We start from the raw sequence: 18,148 nt of genomic DNA, 5'->3' as shown, positions 1-18,148 counted from the left end.
TTTTGAGGTGATAATTTGAATAGCAAGAACGGACGGAAAAAGAATTCTTTTTTTCAACGCATACTTACAATTGCGTTTTTAGGAATCTTTTTCTATTCAATGTATGAGTTGGGTGGGATTTTCATGGATTATTATGAAAATCGTAAAGTAATGGCTGAGGCACAACATATTTATAAAAGAAGTCCAATGGAAGAAAAATCGGAAGACGGAGAGGTACGTAAACAGTTTCAGGATCTCCAGAAAATTAATCCAGAGATAGTCGGATGGATTACGATGGATGATACACAAATTAATTATCCAATCGTTCAAGCAAAAGATAATGATTACTATTTATTTCGTAATTATAAAGGTGAAGATATGAGAGCGGGAAGCATTTTTATGGACCATCGTAATGATGTGAAATCTCAAAATCGAAATACGATTTTATATGGCCATCGTATGAAAGACGGTTCTATGTTTGGTAGTTTAAAAAAAATGTTGGATGAAGACTTTTTCATGTCCCATCGTAAATTATATTACGATACATTATTTGAAGGATACGACGTTGAAGTTTTTTCAGTATATACGACAACAACGGACTTTTATTACATTGAAACGGATTTTGAAAATGATGCAGTATATACATCGTTCTTAAAGGAAGTTCAAGAAAAATCACTGTACAAAACGGATACGGAATTGACGGCTAATGATGAAATCGTAACACTTTCTACTTGTGACTATGCGCTTGATCCAGAGGCTGGAAGGCTAGTTATACACGCAAAGTTAGTAAAAAGAAATTAAAGAAAAAAGTATAGAATATGAGAAGTGATAGATAACGCTTCTCATATTCTATACTTTAAAAAAGAACTGTTTTTACTGTGCTGCAGCCATTGGCATACGTACAACTTTTACATCATAGTAAGCAATTTTATTATCAAGAATATATTCTGGCATTCCACCTTGATGTGAGTGAGCATCTTTAAATGCGGCGCTCTTTGTCCAACCTTGGAAATCTTCTTTTGCATTCCATCGAGTGCTAATTGTTACCTCATCATAATCAACTGTATTTTGCGTTAAAAGAACTTCTAGACCTAAAAAGCCTGGCATCGTTTCAACTTTACCTACTTTATTAAAACGCTCAATTAATTTATGTCCATTTCCCTTTGTAATTTTAGCTGTATTTGTAACAATAATCATGTTTATTCCTCCTATAAATGTAGCTATATTTTCAAGAACTCATATACATTAAATGATAATGAAAATCATTATCATTGTCAATGGTAAATGTGAAATATATAATTTTTTTCTATTATTTTGGACAGTGAGATTTCCATTTCAAAACGTAGTAAATATGTGGCGGTTAAGTGCGAGAATGAGCGAGTTGTACTAGCAAAGCAATAATATGGTATAGTGAAACGAGGCTGTTTTTTCAGGCTCGTTTTTTAAATGCTTCCTATAGAGAAAGCATGCAAATGGAAAGGAAGTTATTATATGCGATCAGAAGTAACTATAAAAATAAAACCGAAATTTATAAAAGAAATTAAAAGTGGATATCCACTTATTTTAAAAGATGCAATTCAAAATTTAAACGATGTTCGTGAAGAAGGGACAATCATCAAAGTAGTAGATGAGAAGAACAACTTTGTCGGAAAAGGTTATTATGGAAAACAAAATAAAGGATACGGCTGGATTTTAACGAGAAAAGAGAGTGAACAAATTAATCAATCTTTCTTTGAAAGTAAAATCAAATCTGCCTTACATAAACGAAAACAATTTTATAAATCAAGTGATACGACAGCATTCCGCGCCCTAAACGGTGAAGGTGATGGTCTTGGCGGACTAATTATCGATTATTATGACGGCTACTACGTAGTAAGTTGGTATAGTGAAGGGATTTATACTTTCAGAGATGAGATTATAGCAGCTCTGCAAAAAGTAGCAAACTTTAAAGGCATTTATGAGAAGAAGCGTTTTGATACGAAAGGGAAATATATTGAGGGTGATGATTTCGTAGCAGGAGAGCGCGGTGAGTTCCCGCTTATCGTAAAAGAGAACGGTGTGAACTTCGCTGTTTATTTAAATGACGGGGCAATGGTTGGTGTATTTTTAGATCAACGTAACGTTCGAAAACAAATTCGTGATAAATATGCAAAGGGAAGAACAGTGTTAAATATGTTCTCTTATACAGGTGCTTTCTCTGTATTTGCAGCGCTTGGCGGAGCGAGTAAAACGACGAGTGTTGACCTTGCAAATCGTAGTTTAAGTAAAACGATTGAGCAGTTTAGTGTCAATGAAGTTGATTATGAAGCACAAGATATTATTGTAGAAGATGTATTTCTTTACTTCAAATATGCAGCTAAGAAAAAGATGAAATTTGATATGGTCGTACTTGATCCTCCAAGCTTCGCCCGATCAAAAAAATATACATTTAGTGCAGCAAAAGATTATAAAAATTTATTGAAAGAAACAATTGCTATTACAGAAAATAACGGTATTATCGTTGCTTCTACAAATTGTAGTGCATTCGATATGAAAAAGTTTAAAGGCTTTATCGATACAGCCTTTAAAGAAATGAATGGCAAATATAAAATATTAGAAGAACATTCTTTACCAGAAGATTTCCGTACCATTGATCAATTTAAAGAAGGAGACTATTTAAAAGTAGTTTTCATCGAGAAAATTAAAGGTTAATAAAGAAAAAGGAGCTCGAGTTTACTTGAGCTCCTATTCTTATTGAACGATATTTTGTACTCTACCGACTTGCCCGTCCTGCAATCGCACTTTAATGCCATGTGGATGGGAAGGGGAGTTTGTTAAAATATCTTTTACAATGCCACGTGTTAATTTGCCTGTTCGTTGATCTTGTTTTAATACAATATCAACTTCAAGGCCGGGTGCGATATTAGAACGTTTTTGTCCGTTCATTTACACACCTGTACGTCTACGTTGGTTGTTTGTCTTCTTTGTTTGTTGGTTTTGTAATTTTTTCGTTTCTTGGTTTTGATTTTTTGCATTTTGACCATTTCCATTTCCTTGCTTTTTCTTAGCAAGTTGTTCACGCATTAAATCAGCTAAGCTTACTTTTTTGTTTTCTGACATGATAAGTCTCCTTTATATAAAGTTAATTATGAACAATCGTAGTGAATTTCATCATATCATTGTTAAGGAAGGAAGGGAAGTTGGTTTGAAAATTCATATAACTGTTTCCAGCATTCATTCGTTGCGATACAATTGATATGTTAATGTTTGTAAAAAAAGGGGATAGACATATGTCACATCATATTTTATTAGTTGAAGATGATATTTCAATTCAAGAGATGGTGGAAAAATATTTATTAAAGGAAGGCTTTCAAGTTACGATGGCGTCTGACGGGGAAGCAGGGGTGCAAACCTTTTTTAAATCATCTTTTGATTTAGTGATCCTTGATATAATGATGCCGAAGTTAGACGGATTAGAGGTTGTACGTATTATTCGTGAAAAAAGTGCTGTTCCGATTTTAATGATGTCGGCAAAAGATACAGATGTTGATAAAGCTGTTGGCTTAGGACTTGGAGCAGATGATTACATTTGTAAGCCATTTTCTATGATTGAATTGGCTGCACGTGTAAAAGCAGGGATTCGGCGGTCTACGAAATACTCGGCTACAGAAACAACAGAAAAGATGATTCAGATTGGCGATTTAACAATCGATCCAATTAATTTTACTGTAGAAAAAAACGGGAACCCTCTCAAGCTCACTTTAAAAGAATTTGAGATTTTAAAACTGTTCGTAAAAAATCAAAATCGTGTATTTACAAAAGCGCAAATATATACGTTAGTTTGGAATGAAGAGTATTACGGTGATGATAACGTTATTAATGTTCATATGAGAAGATTGCGTGAGAAAATTGAAAGTGATCCATCTAATCCAGAATATATTAAAACGTTATGGGGCATCGGCTATAAGTTGGAAGTGATGTAATATGGTCAATTTGTTAATAGGTATTATTTTTATATTGTTATGTGTTATTTATATGCAATATAAAATGAGAAAACATAGTAGTAAAAATTTACGATACACATATGAAAAGTTAGAAAGTATTGTAAATGACAAAACAGGCGAGACGTTACTCGTTATGACAGATGATCTAGAATTGCAAAAATTATTAGTGGCAATTAATCAATTATTAGATGCAAAACAGAAAACGAATGCAGATCATGCCAAAGTAGAAATTTCGATGAGAAAAATGCTTTCAAATATTTCGCATGACTTGAAAACACCACTAACAGTTATTCTTGGATATACAGAAATGTTAAATAAGGATAAAACGATAAGTGAAGAAGAACAACAAATATTACTTGAAAAAGTGCATACGAAAACATTAGAAGTGATGGAGCTAATTCATAAGTTTTTTGATTTGGCAAAATTAGAATCTGGTGACAAAGCAATTGAAATGACAAAAGTAAATATGAATGAAGTTTGCCGCGAGAAGATTTTATCTTTTTATGATTTAGTGACGACGAAAGGTTTTCAGGTTCATATTGATATACCAGAAAGAAATATATACGCACTTGGAAATGTAGAAGTATTAGGCAGAGTATTGAATAATTTAATATCAAATGCAATTACATATGGAGATGATGGAAAGACACTCGGTATGACTTTAAGAGATGATGAAACGAGTGTGTATATAGACGTATGGGATAAAGGAAAAGGAATTGATGAATCTCATATTGATAAAGTGTTTGAGCGAATGTACACACTTGAAGATTCAAGAAATAGATCGTACCAAGGAAGCGGTCTAGGATTAACGATTACGAAACGGCTTGTGGAAGCGATGGACGGAGAAATACATCTTTCTAGTAAGCCCTATGAAAAAACAATTTTTACAGTTGTATTAAAAAAGATGCTGTTTTAGCTTGTAGAGAAGTAAATTCTACAAGCTTTTTTTCAGCGTAAGGAATTTGTAAGGAACGGGTAAGAAAAAAGAGATTTCTGTTGTCTATTATAGAAATATAGAGTATTGCGAAAGGGGAAAGTAACATGACATATATAGTAAAAACAAACCAGTTAACGAAAGTGTTTAAAGGGAAAGAAGTTATTTCCGGTGTTAACATGCATGTGAAAAAAGGAGAAATTTATGGTTTTTTAGGACCAAACGGTGCTGGTAAAACAACGATTATGAAAATGATTACAAATTTAATAAAACCGACGAGTGGTGATATAGAAATTTTCGGTGAGAAATTAACAGATACATCGTATGAAGTATTAAAAAGAATGGGGACAATTATTGAATACCCAATCTTTTATGATAAATTAACGGCGAAAGAAAACTTAGACCTGCATTGTGAATATATGGGCTACTACGATAAAAATGCAATTGACCATGCTTTACATTTAGTGAAACTACAAGGGGTAGATAATAAAAAAGTAAAAGATTTTTCATTAGGAATGAAACAACGACTCGGTATTGCAAGGGCAATCGTGACAAAGCCAGAATTGCTCATTTTAGATGAACCAATTAACGGTTTAGATCCAATTGGCATTAAAGAGTTACGAGACTTATTTAAAATGCTCTGCAAAGAATACGGTATTACATTATTAGTTTCTAGTCATATTTTAGGTGAGATGGAATTAATGGCCGATACAATTGGTGTGATTCAAAATGGAAAACTAATAAAAGAAGTTTCAATGAAGAGTATTAACGGAAAGCAAACAGAGTACATTGAAATCACTGTTCCTGATGTGAAACGTGCAGCTTATATTTTAGAAGATAAACTTGGTATAAAAAACTACAAAATAATGAGTGGAACCATGATTCGTGTGTATGATACGTCAGTGTCTCAGCAGGCCATTTCAAAAGCACTTATTATGAACGATGTGGAAATTGAAAGTATTAATAAGAAACATAGTTCCTTAGAAGAATATTTCTTAAATGTAATGGATGGAGAAGGTATTCATGCTTAATGGACTGTGGCTGAACCTGGTAAGTGGATTTATCGTAATGCTAATAAGTGGAATTTTATATTATAGAAAACCAGAGCGGAAATGGTTGTTAATTCTACTAGTGATAGGAATGTTAAGCTTCGTTACTGCTGGAATTAGAATGTTAGCAGCATAAAGACAGTTATATAAAGAATGGAGGAGTGGTTTGTATGCTTAGATTAATGAAGCTCGAATGGAAGAAACATAAATTATCTAGTTACTTTAAAGGGGTAGCAATTTGTATTATAGCAATTTTCGCTGCAGTAAGCCTTATGGCGTTGGGAATTAAAGCCGAGGGAGACGTGCTCTTCTTTGACTTCACGCAACAAATGGTTTTAATAAACACTTTTATTAGGATAACATTCATTATTTTTAGTTCGGTCATTTTATCACGGTTAGTAATAGACGAGTATAAGAACAAAACAATGCAACTATCGTTTATGTACCCGCTGCAAAGGAAAATGCTAATGAGGGCGAAATTAACAATTGTTTTTTGTTTTTGTTTTGTGAGCACGATTATCGCTACTTTCATTATTAGTTTGCTCGTTTATTTTGTGAGTCCAATGATGGGACTGATTGAAACACCTGCTACGATAGGCGAAATAATAGCTATCGTTCCAGCTACTATTATAAGTGCATTTATGATATCTGGTATAAGTTTAATTCCTTTATTTTTTGGAATGAGAAAGAAATCGACACCTACAACGATTACTTCCGCAGTAATAATTGGTATGCTGATTAGTGGTAACGTTGGGGCTGGAAACGGTCAAGTAAGTATGTTTGATTTTATAGCTATCCCAATTGTGCTCTGTTTATTAGGGATTTTCATTAGTTATCTATCTTATCGTAAAATCGACAAGGTTGATGTGGCATGAAGTAAGCTTAAAACAACAACGAACTGGGGTATGAATGGTGAAAAAGATAATAGTAATTGCAATTTTACTTATTACAATTGCTAGTGTGGTTTTGGGGGTTAAGGTGTTTCAGGGGAAAGGAGGACTATCATGTTACGTCTTATGAAGCTAGAATTGAAAAAATTTAAGCTTGGCTGGTACGTAAAAGGGGCAGTTATTGCAAATATTACTATACTGGCATTAATGATCTTTACGAGCATCGTTGCTCAAGTAGAAGGTGATCCGGAAATAAGAGATCCGCAGATGATGTTGTTAACGGCTAGTACATTAGTAAGAGCAACATTTATTGTTTTTGGTAGTGTGTTAATCGCAAGGTTAATAATTGGTGAATATAAAAATAAAACAATAATACTTATGTTTTCTTATCCTATTAATCGGAGAAAAATGATGATTAGTAAGTTGGTCATTACAGCGACATTAACATTTATAACAGTTATTGTATCTAACATTTTAATAGTAGGAGTTTTCTTTGGGATAGATAGTTATTTTTCAATTCTTCCTAATCCATTTACAGTAGATCAATTAGTGCAAGAAGGAATAAATCTTGTTCCTTTAGCCATTGCAACTGCGGGAATAAGTTTAATCCCGCTATATTTCGGAATGCGTAAACGTTCAGTGCCAACTACAATTGTTTCATCTATTATTGTTGTGTCAATCGCAATTAATAACCAGCCAATATTTCCGATAGCGACTTTTCTACCTCTTCAATTCACATTTGCAGCGATCGGTATGGTGATTGCTTATTTTGGGATTAAAAATATTGAGAGTGAAGATGCATTATAAAGTTTCACATGAAACAAGTTACAGAAAAAGACAAGATATGTAAACATCTTGTCTTTTTTGTCGTTACATTTTAGGAGCTTCCATTCCAGCCGCAGCCCATTCTTCTTTTGCGGGACCATATACGCCAGGAACTGTTAAGCCGGCTTGTCGCATTAAAACCGTCATTTGCCCGCGGTGGTGATTTTGATGATTAATGAGTGTCATTAAAAATATAGAATTCGGCATAGGGCGACCAAAGAAGTCATTAATAGTAGCTAAGTCTTTATCAGTCCATTTACTTTGAAGTGTTTCAACAAAAGCCGCGTTTACTTTACGGTATTCATCTGCAATTGTTTTTGCAGAAGTTGGAACAGGATAATCTGTCGTTTCTCCTTCAAACTTTAGCCCTGTGCCAGATAGTATCACAGGAATTGCCGTCACGATATGCCAAGCAACTCTTCCTAAAGTCCAATGTTCAGGTGCAATTTCCTGTGATAAAGATGCATCGGTTAATGAATCAAGCATTTTCTGAGTAGACTCTGCTTCGTATGTCCATGATTGTAAAAAGCCTTCAATTGTTTGGTACATTATTGTTATCCCCCTCTACTTATGTTCATAGATTAAGTTCGAGAAGAAATGACAAGTTCCCTTTATGTTTTAATGATGGTATTTAAAATTTTATATATAAATTTTATGATACTATTGAGTGTATATAGAATTATATTAATTTAGGGAGATATTATGAAAAGATTGATTTTAGGAATCATAATTTTATTTTTAATGGTAGGATGTAGCAATGAAACCTATAAAAAAGCAATGGATCAAGGGAAATTGGCGTTAGCGAGTAAAGAATATGACACGGCAGTAGCATCATTTGAGCTAGCATTAGAAGAGAAAAAGGATGATAAAGAAGCAAAGGTATTAAAAGACCAAACTACTAAGATGATAAGTTCGATAAAAGAGAAATCGAGTGGAAATATAGAACAAGCAATAGGTTTGTTTCAAGAAGTAGAAAAGATGAAAGATGGTTCCGCAATCCTTCAAAGTCAAGCGAAAGAACAAAAAGATTCGCTCATAGAGCATAAAGAGTTAAAAGGTCAATATATAGGTCAATTGGAAAAGGCAGAGAAGTTAAAGAGTGATAAAAAGTATGAAGAGGCTAAAGGGATAGTAAATAAAATTGTTAACGATACTGGCCAAAATCAACAATTTATTTCGGAAAATCAACGGGCCGAAGAGCTGAATAAGCAAATCGATGGCTTACTAACTCAACAAGCAGAAGTTAAGAAAAAAGAGGAAGAGTTAAAAAATGAAAAGAAAAAAGAGGCTGATATTGGAAAGTTAAAGGGGTCTTGGATGTCATCAGAAAGTACAGACAGGCCAGTTGGGTTGGAAATAGAATCTATTAATAGTGAGAAAACAGGCGGAGAATTTATGGAACATAATATTTTTGGGAAAGGGACTACTATAGGAGACTTTCGAATATTAAGTGTGGACCAAGGGATTATTTCTGTAGAGCTTGTATTTTTAGTGGGGGAAATAAAGCATAAGGCTGATTTGAAAATTGAGGAGAACACATTAACTGTACATCATGAGTTTATGGGGAGTACTAAATCTGTGAAATTAGTGAGATCAGAGTAATTTATCCGGCTATTCGTCGGACAGTAAAACTTCCACCTCAAGATTCGGCTGGAGCAAAGAAGTTAGGTGGGAGATCCACTGCTCATAAAAGTCCGATTGGTGTGGGCTAATAATCAGCGGGGATGAAGAAACCCCCCACTAATTAAAGTTTCACTTTATTTAGTATATAAAAAGGAGGCTTCTAAAACGAAGCCTCCTTTTTAATTAACCTTCTTCCCACTCTTCCTCATCAACCATAAGAAATAAGGTGCTCCAAGTACAGCAACGACAAGTCCAGAAGGAATTTCTTTCGGATATGCAATTGTTCGTCCGAGTAAATCAGCAATGGAAAGAAGGATTGCTCCAAATAGTGCGGAGCAAACGAATAATCTTTGATGATTCATACCAACGACGATTCGTGCTAAGTGTGGCGCAACAAGACCTAGAAAGGCAATTGTACCGACAGCTGCGATATTTACAGATGCAAGTAGTGTTGCTAACACAATGAGGGCAAGGCGCGTTTTATTTACTGGTTGCCCGAGTCCCGTTGCTAAATCGTCTCCAAGTACGAGAACATCAAGTTGTTTTATTAAGAAAAAGATAATGAATACAAGAATTAGCGATGGATATAGAATGATATTTTCTAAGTGATTCCATCCTCTTGCATACGTGCTACCTGATAGCCATGTTAAAGCAGCAGCAACGTTCAAATTTGCTCTAACGATAAAGATTTGAATAATCGCTGAACCGAGAGCTGAAATACCAATTCCTATTAAAGCAAGGGCTGTTGGGCTAAATCCTGATTTCCATGAGAAGAAGAGAACAATTCCAACTGCAAGTAGTCCGCCGATAAATGCACCAATTGGTAGGAAGAAACCAGGAAGTGCGGGAAAGACATACATAATAGTTAAAGCACCAACACCAGCTCCCGATGAAATACCAATAATAGAAGGATCGGCGAGTGGGTTTCGTAATATACCTTGGAAAACAAGCCCACTTATTGCAAGGCATGCGCCAGCAATAGCAGCAACGAGCATTCTTGGTAAACGAAGGTTCATCATCATATTTTTATCAAATTGTGTTAATTGTCCTGATATAACATTTGTAATACTTTCGATATAAGCGTTACTACCGATTGTAACACCAAGAGTAATTGTCACAATGCAAAGTGTGATAGAGATAATGATTACCTTTTTATAAGAGTAATAGCGAGAACTAGCTCCAGCTGCATTCGCTCCGTTATCATTCATATATTGTTTCGATTTCATCATTCGATAGACTAAGTAAATAAGCCAAGGTGATCCAATCATTGCCGTGACTGCTCCGACAGGAAGTTCAGCCCCAGTTGGATCTATTAGTCTACCAACGACATCAGCTCCAAGTAATAGTACAGCTCCCCATAAGAAAGAAGAGAGAAGGAGAGTAAAGTGTTGACGGTAGCCAATAAGACGCATTAAATGTGGTGCAACTAAGCCAACAAATCCAATTGGTCCAACAACAGTTACAATTACTGCTGTTAAAAAGATCGCAGCAATGAAGGCGATAAGACGTGTTACTGCTGTTTTTTCACCAAGAGAAACAGCGACATCATCACCAAGTAAGAGAATGTTGAGTTTACGAGACATAAATAGTAAAACTAGGAAAGAAATAATGATAAATGGAAAAGCAAATTGAACGCCATCCCAGTTATTTTGAATAAGAGATCCAGCTCCCCATAAAAATAAACCAGCTGTTTCATTTTCATAGAAAAGCTGCATCGTTCCAGTAAAGGCAGAAAGCATTAATGTAACGACCATACCAGCTAGTGCCATTCTAAGTGGGGTTCCCTTTTTTCCACCAGAAATACGGTATACAAATAAAGCGGTAATAGCACCGCCGATAAATGTGAAAAGAAGTGAATTAATTTGCAGACCTTTTGGTAAAAAAATTGTAGCCGCTACTAGAAAGAAATATGCGCCAGAGTGAATACCCATTGTACTGGATTCAGCAAGTGGATTTTTCGTTAATGTTTGTAAAATGACCCCAGATGCAGCAAGAGCACCTCCAGCTAAAATGGCAATTACGGCCCTAGGTAATCGAAGCATAATTAAAGTTTGATGCTCTAGTGATTGGTTCGGTGAGATAAGAGCATCAATAATCATACTATAGGAAATGTTTGCTTGACCTTGTCCGATATGAATAAAGAAAAGGAGGAGCAAGAGAGCTGCTCCTCCTCCGAATACAAGACTTGCTCGAAGTGTATGTTGTAGGCTATTCATTGTGTAATCACTTCTTCGCTGTCATTACATCTGCTACTTGTGTTGCTAAAGATGTTGCAGACTCAGGACCACCGAAAATCCAAGTGTCGCCTTTTAATTTATACATTTTGTTTTCTTTTTTGAACTTTAATTCTTCCCAAGCAGGGTTGCCTTTTAGTTGAGTGTCAAAAATGTTATCTTCATCCGCTACAATGTAAATGAAGTTTGAATCTTGTACACTTTGTAATGATTCTACAGTTGTTTGTTTGAAACCATCTGGCTCAGATTTTCCTGCTTCAAAAGTATTTGTTAAACCTAATTTTTTTGTAACTTGTAAAGCTAAAGAATTGTCAGTTAAGATACGGAATGTTGGTACGTTTTTAGCAGTAAATGCTTGTGCCATTGCGATGTTTTTATCTTTTAAGTCTGCTTTCTCAATTTTTGCTTTTGCATCAGCGAAGGCTTTATCCATATCAGCTAATACTTTTTTACCTTCTTCTTCTTTTCCAACTGCTTTTGCAATTTGTTTAAATGTTTCTGTCATTTCAGCAAAGTGATCGTTATTGCTTGTTGATGGATCAAACATAACTGTTGGTGCAATTTGCTCTAATTCATTTTTAATTGCTTTACTACGGAATGAAGCTGTGATAATTAAATCTGGTTTTAAACGGCTAATTTCTTCTAAGTTTGGTTGTTGACGTGTCCCTACATCTACAACATCTTTACTTGGTTTTGTTTTTGTATTTACCCATTTATTATAATTCTTAATGTCTGCCATCCCTACTGGCTGAACACCAAGTGCTAATAAGTCTTCTGAATATACCCACTCAAGTACAACTACTTTTTTCGCTGGTTTATCTAACTTTGTTTCCCCTTCAGCGTGTTTAATTGTTATAGCTTGATTTTTATTGTCCGCTTTTGTTTCCTTTTTCTCCTCTTTTTGCTGTCCGCATCCAACAGCGAATAGAAGAACTACTATGAAAATACTGAGAATTTTCTTCATCTTCTGCCCCCAAATTAAGTGTTTTTTGTAACTAGCACCATAAGTGAAAATGGTTATCAATTACAACACCCAAATCATACTATGAGGATAATTTAAGTGTCAATATTTTTTTAAAATTTTGAATAAAAATAACAAGTTATACGGATTTTTATATATTATAGTTGCTATTTATGAAGAATCAGCCTCTTTACTAAAAAGATTGGCGAATGTGGAAAGTTTAAATGGGAACTTGTCTGTGTACGAAAGCGTAATGTGTATGGTTAATAATCTGTGGAGATGGGGCGAAAGTACAAGCAAAAGGAGAGTGAATCGCATGTAATAATTACTAGAATGTATGGAGGAAATCTGTGTTTTATCCCCCACTAGGCTAAGTATTTCTTTGTTATTTAGATAGGTGTTTTTTGATTCGGTGATTACGCTAAAAAGATCGAATGTAAAGGAAGTGATCAACATGTCTTCATGGAGCAATAACATAAATGGATATTGTGGGTGTAATAATCAAAATGGTGTACATGTTGATTCATGCTGTTTTAGTTGCGATGGGACAGTTCCTAAGGTTGGTCCAACCGGTCCGACGGGAGCGACAGGAATAACAGGAGCAACAGGCTCAACGGGAGCGACAGGAGTAACAGGCGACACAGGGGCAACGGGAGTGACAGGAGTAACAGGAGCGACGGGAGTAACAGGCGATACAGGTCCAACGGGAGCGACAGGAATAACAGGAGCAACAGGCCCAACAGGAGTGACAGGAATAACAGGGGCAACGGGTCCAACAGGAGCAACAGGTGGCACAGGCCCAACGGGGGCGACAGGAGTAACAGGCGACACAGGGGCAACGGGAGCGACAGGGATAACAGGAGCAACAGGCCCAACGGGAGCGACAGGCCCAACAGGCACAAGTATAACGGCAACATACGCATTTGCAAATAATACGTCGGGAACAGCAATATCGGTACTACTAGGTGGAACAAATGTCCCGCTTCCAAACAATCAGAATATCGGTCCAGGTATTACAGTGTCTGGGGGGAACACAGTATTTACGGTTGCAAATGCAGGGAACTATTATATTTCATATACAATTAATATAACCGCTTCATTATTAGTTAGTTCACGAATTACAATTAATGGGGCACCGCTTGCTGGGACTATTAATTCTCCTGCATTAGCAACGACATCATTTAGTGCGACAATTATTACGACCCTTGCGGCGGGGAGTGCAATTAGTTTGCAATTATTTGGTTTGTTAGCTGTTGCGACATTATCAACAACTACCCCAGGAGCGGTATTAACGATTATAAGATTAAGTTAATGACAAACTCTCTTACTCTTTTAAGATTAGGAGAGTTTCTACATATAATAAGAAGTTAATGAAGTAAAGCATAGTTATAAAAAGTCAGAATATTATGATTGTAACGCTATGGTGACTATAATATAATGAAAATAACCATCATGAATGAACATTCATTTATCCCGCATTAACGGGCAGTAAGATCCCGCCTCAAAATTCAGCGAAAGTAAAGAAGTTAGCTGGGTGATTAACTGCCCGTAAAATCCCGATTGGTGTGGGCTAATAATCAGTGGGGCTGAAAAATCCCCACTGATTAAAGTTTCACTTTATTTTTTATGTATTTGAAGGGGGAATGAAGGTGGAAAAAACATGGTTGAAAAGTTATCCAGAGGAAATTCCTAGTACGATTTCTTATGATATTCAGCCACTTCATGGATATGTAGAACAGATGGCTTCTCGCTACCCAGAAAAGAAAGCGCTTCACTTTTTAGGGAAGGATATTACGTTTTCGGACTTCCATGATAAGGTGAAGAGGTTTGCAAATTATCTTCAAAAGCTCGGTGTGGAAAAGGGTGATCGAGTTGCTATTATGTTGCCGAATTGTCCGCAAGCTGTAATTGGTTATTACGGTACATTACTTGCGGGAGGTATCGTAGTACAAACCAATCCACTGTATACAGAAAGGGAATTAGAATATCAGCTTCATGACTCGGGAGCAAAAGTAATTCTTTGTCTCGATTTAGTGTTTCCAAGAGTAACGAATGTTCAATCTGCTACAAAAATTGAGCATATTATCGTAACTCGTATTGCAGACTTTTTACCATTCCCTAAAAATCTATTGTATCCATTTGTGCAGAAAAAACAGTCGAATTTAGTTGTGAAAGTATCAGAGAGTGAAACGATTCATCTTTGGAATTCAGTAGAAAAAGAAGTGAATACGAATGTTGAGGTGCCTTGTGATCCTGAAAATGATCTAGCTCTTTTACAGTACACAGGAGGAACAACCGGATTTCCAAAAGGAGTTATGTTAACGCATAAAAACCTCGTTTCTAACACTTTGATGGGAGTGCATTGGTTATATAATTGTAACGAAGGTGAAGAAGTCGTCCTTGGGGTTCTTCCATTTTTCCATGTTTATGGTATGACAGCTGTTATGAATTTAAGTATTATGCAAGGATACAAAATGGTCCTTATTCCAAAGTTTGATATGAAAATGGTTTTTGAAGCGATTAAGAAGCATAAAGTGACATTGTTTCCAGGGGCTCCAACTATTTATATCGCTCTTTTAAATAGCCCGCTTTTAAAAGAATACGATATTTCTTCTATTCGTGCTTGTATTAGTGGATCAGCACCACTGCCAGTAGAAGTACAGGAAAAGTTCGAAAAAGTTACAGGTGGTAAACTAGTAGAGGGATATGGTTTAACAGAATCATCTCCGGTTACACATAGTAATTTTTTATGGGAAAAGCGAGTGCCGGGTAGCATTGGAGTTCCGTGGCCAGATACAGAGGCAATCATTATGTCACTTGAAACTGGTGAGGCATTACCACCAGGAGAAATAGGGGAAATTGTAGTGAAAGGTCCTCAAATTATGAAAGGATACTGGAATAAGCCAGAGGAAACAGCGGCTGTATTGCAAGATGGCTGGCTCCATACAGGTGACGTTGGATACATGGATGAAGATGGATTCTTCTATGTAAAAGATCGCAAGAAAGATATGATTGTCGCGAGTGGATTTAATGTGTATCCTCGTGAAGTTGAAGAAGTATTATATGAGCATGAAAAAGTGCAAGAAGTAGTGACAATTGGAGTTCCAGATCCGTACAGAGGAGAGACAGTTAAAGCATTTGTTGTGTTAAAAGAAGGTACGGAGTGCTCTGAGGAAGAATTAAATCAGTTTGCACGTAAATATTTAGCGGCTTATAAAGTGCCGAAAGTATATGAGTTTAGAGATGAATTGCCGAAAACGACAGTAGGGAAAATTTTACGCCGTATTTTAATGGATGAAGAGAAGAGAAAGAATGAGGATGAGCAAACGGGCTAAGGCCCTTTCTTTTTGAAAAAATAGGATTGACACTTTTCTAAATAGTCAGTATTATAAGAATATGAATGACTATTCATTCAGTCATCTTCTTGAAGGGGACAGTAAAGTGAAGAAAAATAGACCGAAATACAATCAAATTATTGATGCGGCAGTCATTGTGATTGCGGAGAATGGGTACCACCAAGCGCAAGTTTCTAAAATCGCAAAGCAAGCTGGGGTAGCTGATGGCACGATTTATTTATATTTTAAAAATAAAGAAGATATATTAATATCCTTATTCCAAGAGAAGATGGGAGATTTTGTCGAAACAATTCGTCAAAAAACAGCAGGAATTGAAAGCGCTGTATCGAAGTTATTCATGTTGGTAGAAACGCACTTCTTGCTGTTGTCACAAAATGATCCCCTTGCTATCGTTACGCAATTAGAGCTCAGGCAGTCCAATCAAGACTTGCGCCTTAAAATAAATGAAGTATTAAAAGGCTACTTACAAGTTATGGATGAGATTTTAGAGACTGGTATAAAACAAGGTGAATTTCAAGCAGATTTAAATGTTCGCGTGGCAAGACAAATGATCTTTGGAACAGTAGATGAAGTTGTGACCAATTGGGTAATGAGCGATCATAAGTATGATCTGGTCGCACTTTCAAAAACGGTACATGGGCTACTCATTGCAGCTTGTGGTTATCGTCAATAATGGGAGGGATCATGTTGAAATTCCTATCTGTAAGAGTTGAAGATCATATCGCGGTGGCGACGTTAAATCATGCACCAGCAAATGCGATGTCTTCACAAGTTATGCATGACGTTACTGAATTAATTGATCAAGTGGAAAAGGATGATAACATTCGTGTTGTTGTTATTCACGGTGAAGGACGTTTCTTCTCAGCAGGAGCAGATATTAAAGAATTTACATCTGTTACTGAAGCGAAGCAAGCAACAGAATTAGCACAGCTTGGACAAGTTACGTTTGAGCGTGTTGAAAAATGTTCAAAACCAGTTATTGCGGCAATTCATGGAGCGGCACTGGGCGGCGGCCTTGAGTTTGCTATGTCTTGCCACATGCGCTTTGCAACTGAAAGTGCAAAACTTGGTTTACCTGAATTAACACTTGGATTAATTCCTGGCTTTGCAGGTACACAGCGCTTACCACGTTATGTTGGGAAAGCAAAAGCTTGTGAAATGATGTTAACAAGTACACCAATTACTGGTGCAGAAGCATTGAAATGGGGACTTGTTAACGGATTGTTCTCTGAAGAATCACTTTTAGATGATACGCTTAAAGTCGCAAAACAAATTGCTGGAAAAAGTCCAGCAACAACTCGTGCTGTACTAGAGTTATTGCAAACGACCAAATCGTCTCATTACTATGAAGGTGTACAACGTGAATCACAAATTTTTGGTGAAGTATTTACGAGTGAAGATGGAAGAGAAGGTGTAGCTGCATTTTTAGAAAAGCGTAAACCTTCATTTAGTGGCAGGTAGTTCAATTATTTTTTTAATATAAATTAACAGAAAATTAAAATTGATAGAATCTTTCTGAAAAACAAGGGGGTAAATGGAATGAACATCTACGTACTCATGAAACGAACATTTGATACAGAAGAAAAAATCGTAATTAAAAACGGTGCAATTTACGATGGCGAAGCGGAATTCATCATCAACCCTTACGATGAATATGCAATTGAAGAAGCAATTCAAGTAAGAGACGCACAAGGTGGAGAAGTTACAGTTGTAACAGTCGGTGGCGAAGATAGTGAGAAAGAACTTCGTACTGCATTAGCGATGGGCTGTGATAAAGCGGTATTAATTAATATTGAAGATGATGTAGAAAATGGTGACCAGTTCACGACAGCAAAAGTGCTTGCTGAATATTTAAAAGATAAAGATGCAGATCTAATTTTAGGTGGAAACGTTGCAATTGATGGTGCATCTGGACAAGTAGGTCCACGCGTAGCTGAAGCGTTAAATATTCCGTATGTAACGACAATTACAAAACTTGAAATTGACGGTACAAATGTGAAGATTGAGCGTGATGTTGAAGGTGATACAGAAGTGATTGCAACTTCATTACCAGTGTTAGTAACAGCACAGCAAGGTTTAAATGAACCTCGTTATCCATCGCTTCCAGGTATTATGAAAGCGAAGAAAAAGCCACTAGAAGAATTAGAATTAGATGATTTAGATTTAGAAGAAGATGATGTGGAAGCAAAGACAAAAACAATTGAAATCTATTTGCCTCCTAAGAAAGATGCAGGAAAAGTGTTACAAGGCGAGCTGCAAGATCAAGTAAAAGAACTTGTATCGTTGCTCCATACAGAAGCGAAAGTAATCTAAT

General features: G+C 36.0%; 20 protein-coding genes. 14 read left to right on the top strand and 6 right to left on the bottom strand.

What is annotated here, in order from left to right:
• Window positions 1-15 precede the first annotated feature (15 nt).
• Window positions 16-780: a class B sortase gene (gene srtB / locus NZ044_RS22325; protein ID WP_002162479.1), complete on the top strand. Its 765-nt coding sequence runs from the start codon at window positions 16-18 to the stop codon at window positions 778-780.
• A 72-nt stretch (window positions 781-852) separates the two neighbouring features.
• On the opposite strand, the gene isdG is transcribed toward srtB, so the two are convergent.
• Window positions 853-1,176, bottom strand: coding sequence for a heme oxygenase (gene isdG / locus NZ044_RS22320; RefSeq protein WP_000587818.1), 324 nt, complete (start codon window positions 1,174-1,176; stop codon window positions 853-855).
• 294 nt (window positions 1,177-1,470) lie between these two features.
• Here isdG and NZ044_RS22315 point away from each other — a divergent pair, with 294 nt between their 5' ends.
• Window positions 1,471-2,670: a class I SAM-dependent rRNA methyltransferase gene (locus tag NZ044_RS22315; RefSeq protein ID WP_001255945.1), complete on the top strand. Its 1,200-nt coding sequence runs from the start codon at window positions 1,471-1,473 to the stop codon at window positions 2,668-2,670.
• A gap of 39 nt (window positions 2,671-2,709) precedes the next feature.
• Here the strand turns inward: NZ044_RS22315 and NZ044_RS22310 are convergent, their stop codons facing one another.
• Window positions 2,710-2,904, bottom strand: a complete 195-nt coding sequence (locus NZ044_RS22310) for a YwbE family protein (protein WP_001014310.1) — start codon at window positions 2,902-2,904, stop codon at window positions 2,710-2,712.
• A complete protein-coding gene (locus tag NZ044_RS22305; RefSeq protein WP_001293576.1) occupies window positions 2,905-3,078 on the bottom strand; it encodes a hypothetical protein in 174 nt (57 codons plus the stop codon). It lies immediately after the preceding gene.
• A gap of 170 nt (window positions 3,079-3,248) precedes the next feature.
• On the opposite strand from NZ044_RS22305, the gene NZ044_RS22300 reads away from it, so the two are divergent.
• The 6 genes from NZ044_RS22300 (at window position 3,249) to NZ044_RS22275 (ending at window position 7,642) form a co-directional block, all read left to right on the top strand.
• Entirely contained in the window at window positions 3,249-3,941 is a 693-nt protein-coding gene (locus NZ044_RS22300) for a response regulator transcription factor (protein WP_000018046.1), read from the top strand.
• A gap of 1 nt (window position 3,942) precedes the next feature.
• Window positions 3,943-4,878, top strand: a complete 936-nt coding sequence (locus NZ044_RS22295; RefSeq protein WP_000247670.1) for a HAMP domain-containing histidine kinase — start codon at window positions 3,943-3,945, stop codon at window positions 4,876-4,878.
• Window positions 4,879-5,003: 125 nt separating this feature from the next.
• On the top strand, window positions 5,004-5,927 hold the full coding sequence (locus NZ044_RS22290; RefSeq protein WP_000221121.1) for an ABC transporter ATP-binding protein: 924 nt from the start codon (window positions 5,004-5,006) through the stop codon (window positions 5,925-5,927).
• The gene (locus tag NZ044_RS22285; RefSeq protein WP_000931814.1) at window positions 5,920-6,081 is read left to right on the top strand and encodes a hypothetical protein; all 162 of its coding nucleotides are present in this window, start codon (window positions 5,920-5,922) and stop codon (window positions 6,079-6,081) included. The genes NZ044_RS22290 and NZ044_RS22285 overlap by 8 nt, the downstream gene beginning before the upstream one ends.
• 34 nt (window positions 6,082-6,115) lie before the next feature.
• Window positions 6,116-6,820 carry an ABC transporter permease gene (locus tag NZ044_RS22280; RefSeq protein ID WP_000945208.1) on the top strand — a complete coding sequence of 235 codons (705 nt, stop codon included), beginning with the start codon at window positions 6,116-6,118 and terminating at the stop codon, window positions 6,818-6,820.
• 129 nt (window positions 6,821-6,949) lie between these two features.
• Window positions 6,950-7,642 carry an ABC transporter permease gene (locus NZ044_RS22275; protein WP_000945187.1) on the top strand — a complete coding sequence of 231 codons (693 nt, stop codon included), beginning with the start codon at window positions 6,950-6,952 and terminating at the stop codon, window positions 7,640-7,642.
• A gap of 63 nt (window positions 7,643-7,705) precedes the next feature.
• On the opposite strand, the gene NZ044_RS22270 is transcribed toward NZ044_RS22275, so the two are convergent.
• Entirely contained in the window at window positions 7,706-8,209 is a 504-nt protein-coding gene (locus tag NZ044_RS22270; RefSeq protein ID WP_000284976.1) for a DinB family protein, read from the bottom strand.
• Between the two features lie 153 nt (window positions 8,210-8,362).
• On the opposite strand from NZ044_RS22270, the gene NZ044_RS22265 reads away from it, so the two are divergent.
• On the top strand, window positions 8,363-9,262 hold the full coding sequence (locus tag NZ044_RS22265; protein WP_000825582.1) for a hypothetical protein: 900 nt from the start codon (window positions 8,363-8,365) through the stop codon (window positions 9,260-9,262).
• A 200-nt stretch (window positions 9,263-9,462) separates the two neighbouring features.
• Here the strand turns inward: NZ044_RS22265 and fhuB are convergent, their stop codons facing one another.
• Both fhuB and NZ044_RS22255 read right to left on the bottom strand, forming a co-directional pair.
• Window positions 9,463-11,499, bottom strand: a complete 2,037-nt coding sequence (fhuB, locus tag NZ044_RS22260) for a Fe(3+)-hydroxamate ABC transporter permease FhuB (protein WP_001087104.1) — start codon at window positions 11,497-11,499, stop codon at window positions 9,463-9,465.
• A 7-nt stretch (window positions 11,500-11,506) separates the two neighbouring features.
• Window positions 11,507-12,481, bottom strand: a complete 975-nt coding sequence (locus tag NZ044_RS22255; RefSeq protein WP_000722824.1) for an ABC transporter substrate-binding protein — start codon at window positions 12,479-12,481, stop codon at window positions 11,507-11,509.
• 451 nt (window positions 12,482-12,932) lie between these two features.
• Between NZ044_RS22255 and NZ044_RS22250 the strand changes: the two genes are divergently transcribed.
• From NZ044_RS22250 to etfB, 5 genes are all read left to right on the top strand, one after another.
• Window positions 12,933-13,790, top strand: coding sequence for a BclA C-terminal domain-containing protein (locus NZ044_RS22250; RefSeq protein ID WP_086390965.1), 858 nt, complete (start codon window positions 12,933-12,935; stop codon window positions 13,788-13,790).
• 337 nt (window positions 13,791-14,127) lie between these two features.
• On the top strand, window positions 14,128-15,813 hold the full coding sequence (locus NZ044_RS22245) for a long-chain-fatty-acid--CoA ligase (protein ID WP_118961684.1): 1,686 nt from the start codon (window positions 14,128-14,130) through the stop codon (window positions 15,811-15,813).
• A gap of 106 nt (window positions 15,814-15,919) precedes the next feature.
• Entirely contained in the window at window positions 15,920-16,507 is a 588-nt protein-coding gene (locus NZ044_RS22240) for a TetR/AcrR family transcriptional regulator (protein ID WP_000742213.1), read from the top strand.
• Between the two features lie 11 nt (window positions 16,508-16,518).
• Window positions 16,519-17,295 (top strand): enoyl-CoA hydratase, encoded by a 777-nt coding sequence (locus NZ044_RS22235; protein WP_000911292.1) that lies wholly within the window; start codon window positions 16,519-16,521, stop codon window positions 17,293-17,295.
• 78 nt (window positions 17,296-17,373) lie between these two features.
• A complete protein-coding gene (etfB, locus tag NZ044_RS22230; RefSeq protein ID WP_001029028.1) occupies window positions 17,374-18,147 on the top strand; it encodes an electron transfer flavoprotein subunit beta in 774 nt (257 codons plus the stop codon).
• Window position 18,148 lies beyond the last annotated feature (1 nt).

The sequence above is a fragment of the Bacillus sp. FSL K6-1338 genome, assembly GCF_038006965.1.
Lineage (GTDB): Bacteria > Bacillota > Bacilli > Bacillales > Bacillaceae_G > Bacillus_A > Bacillus_A thuringiensis_S.
The sequence above is the reverse complement of the archived record's forward strand: the minus strand, read 5'-3'. Positions and strand labels throughout refer to the sequence as shown.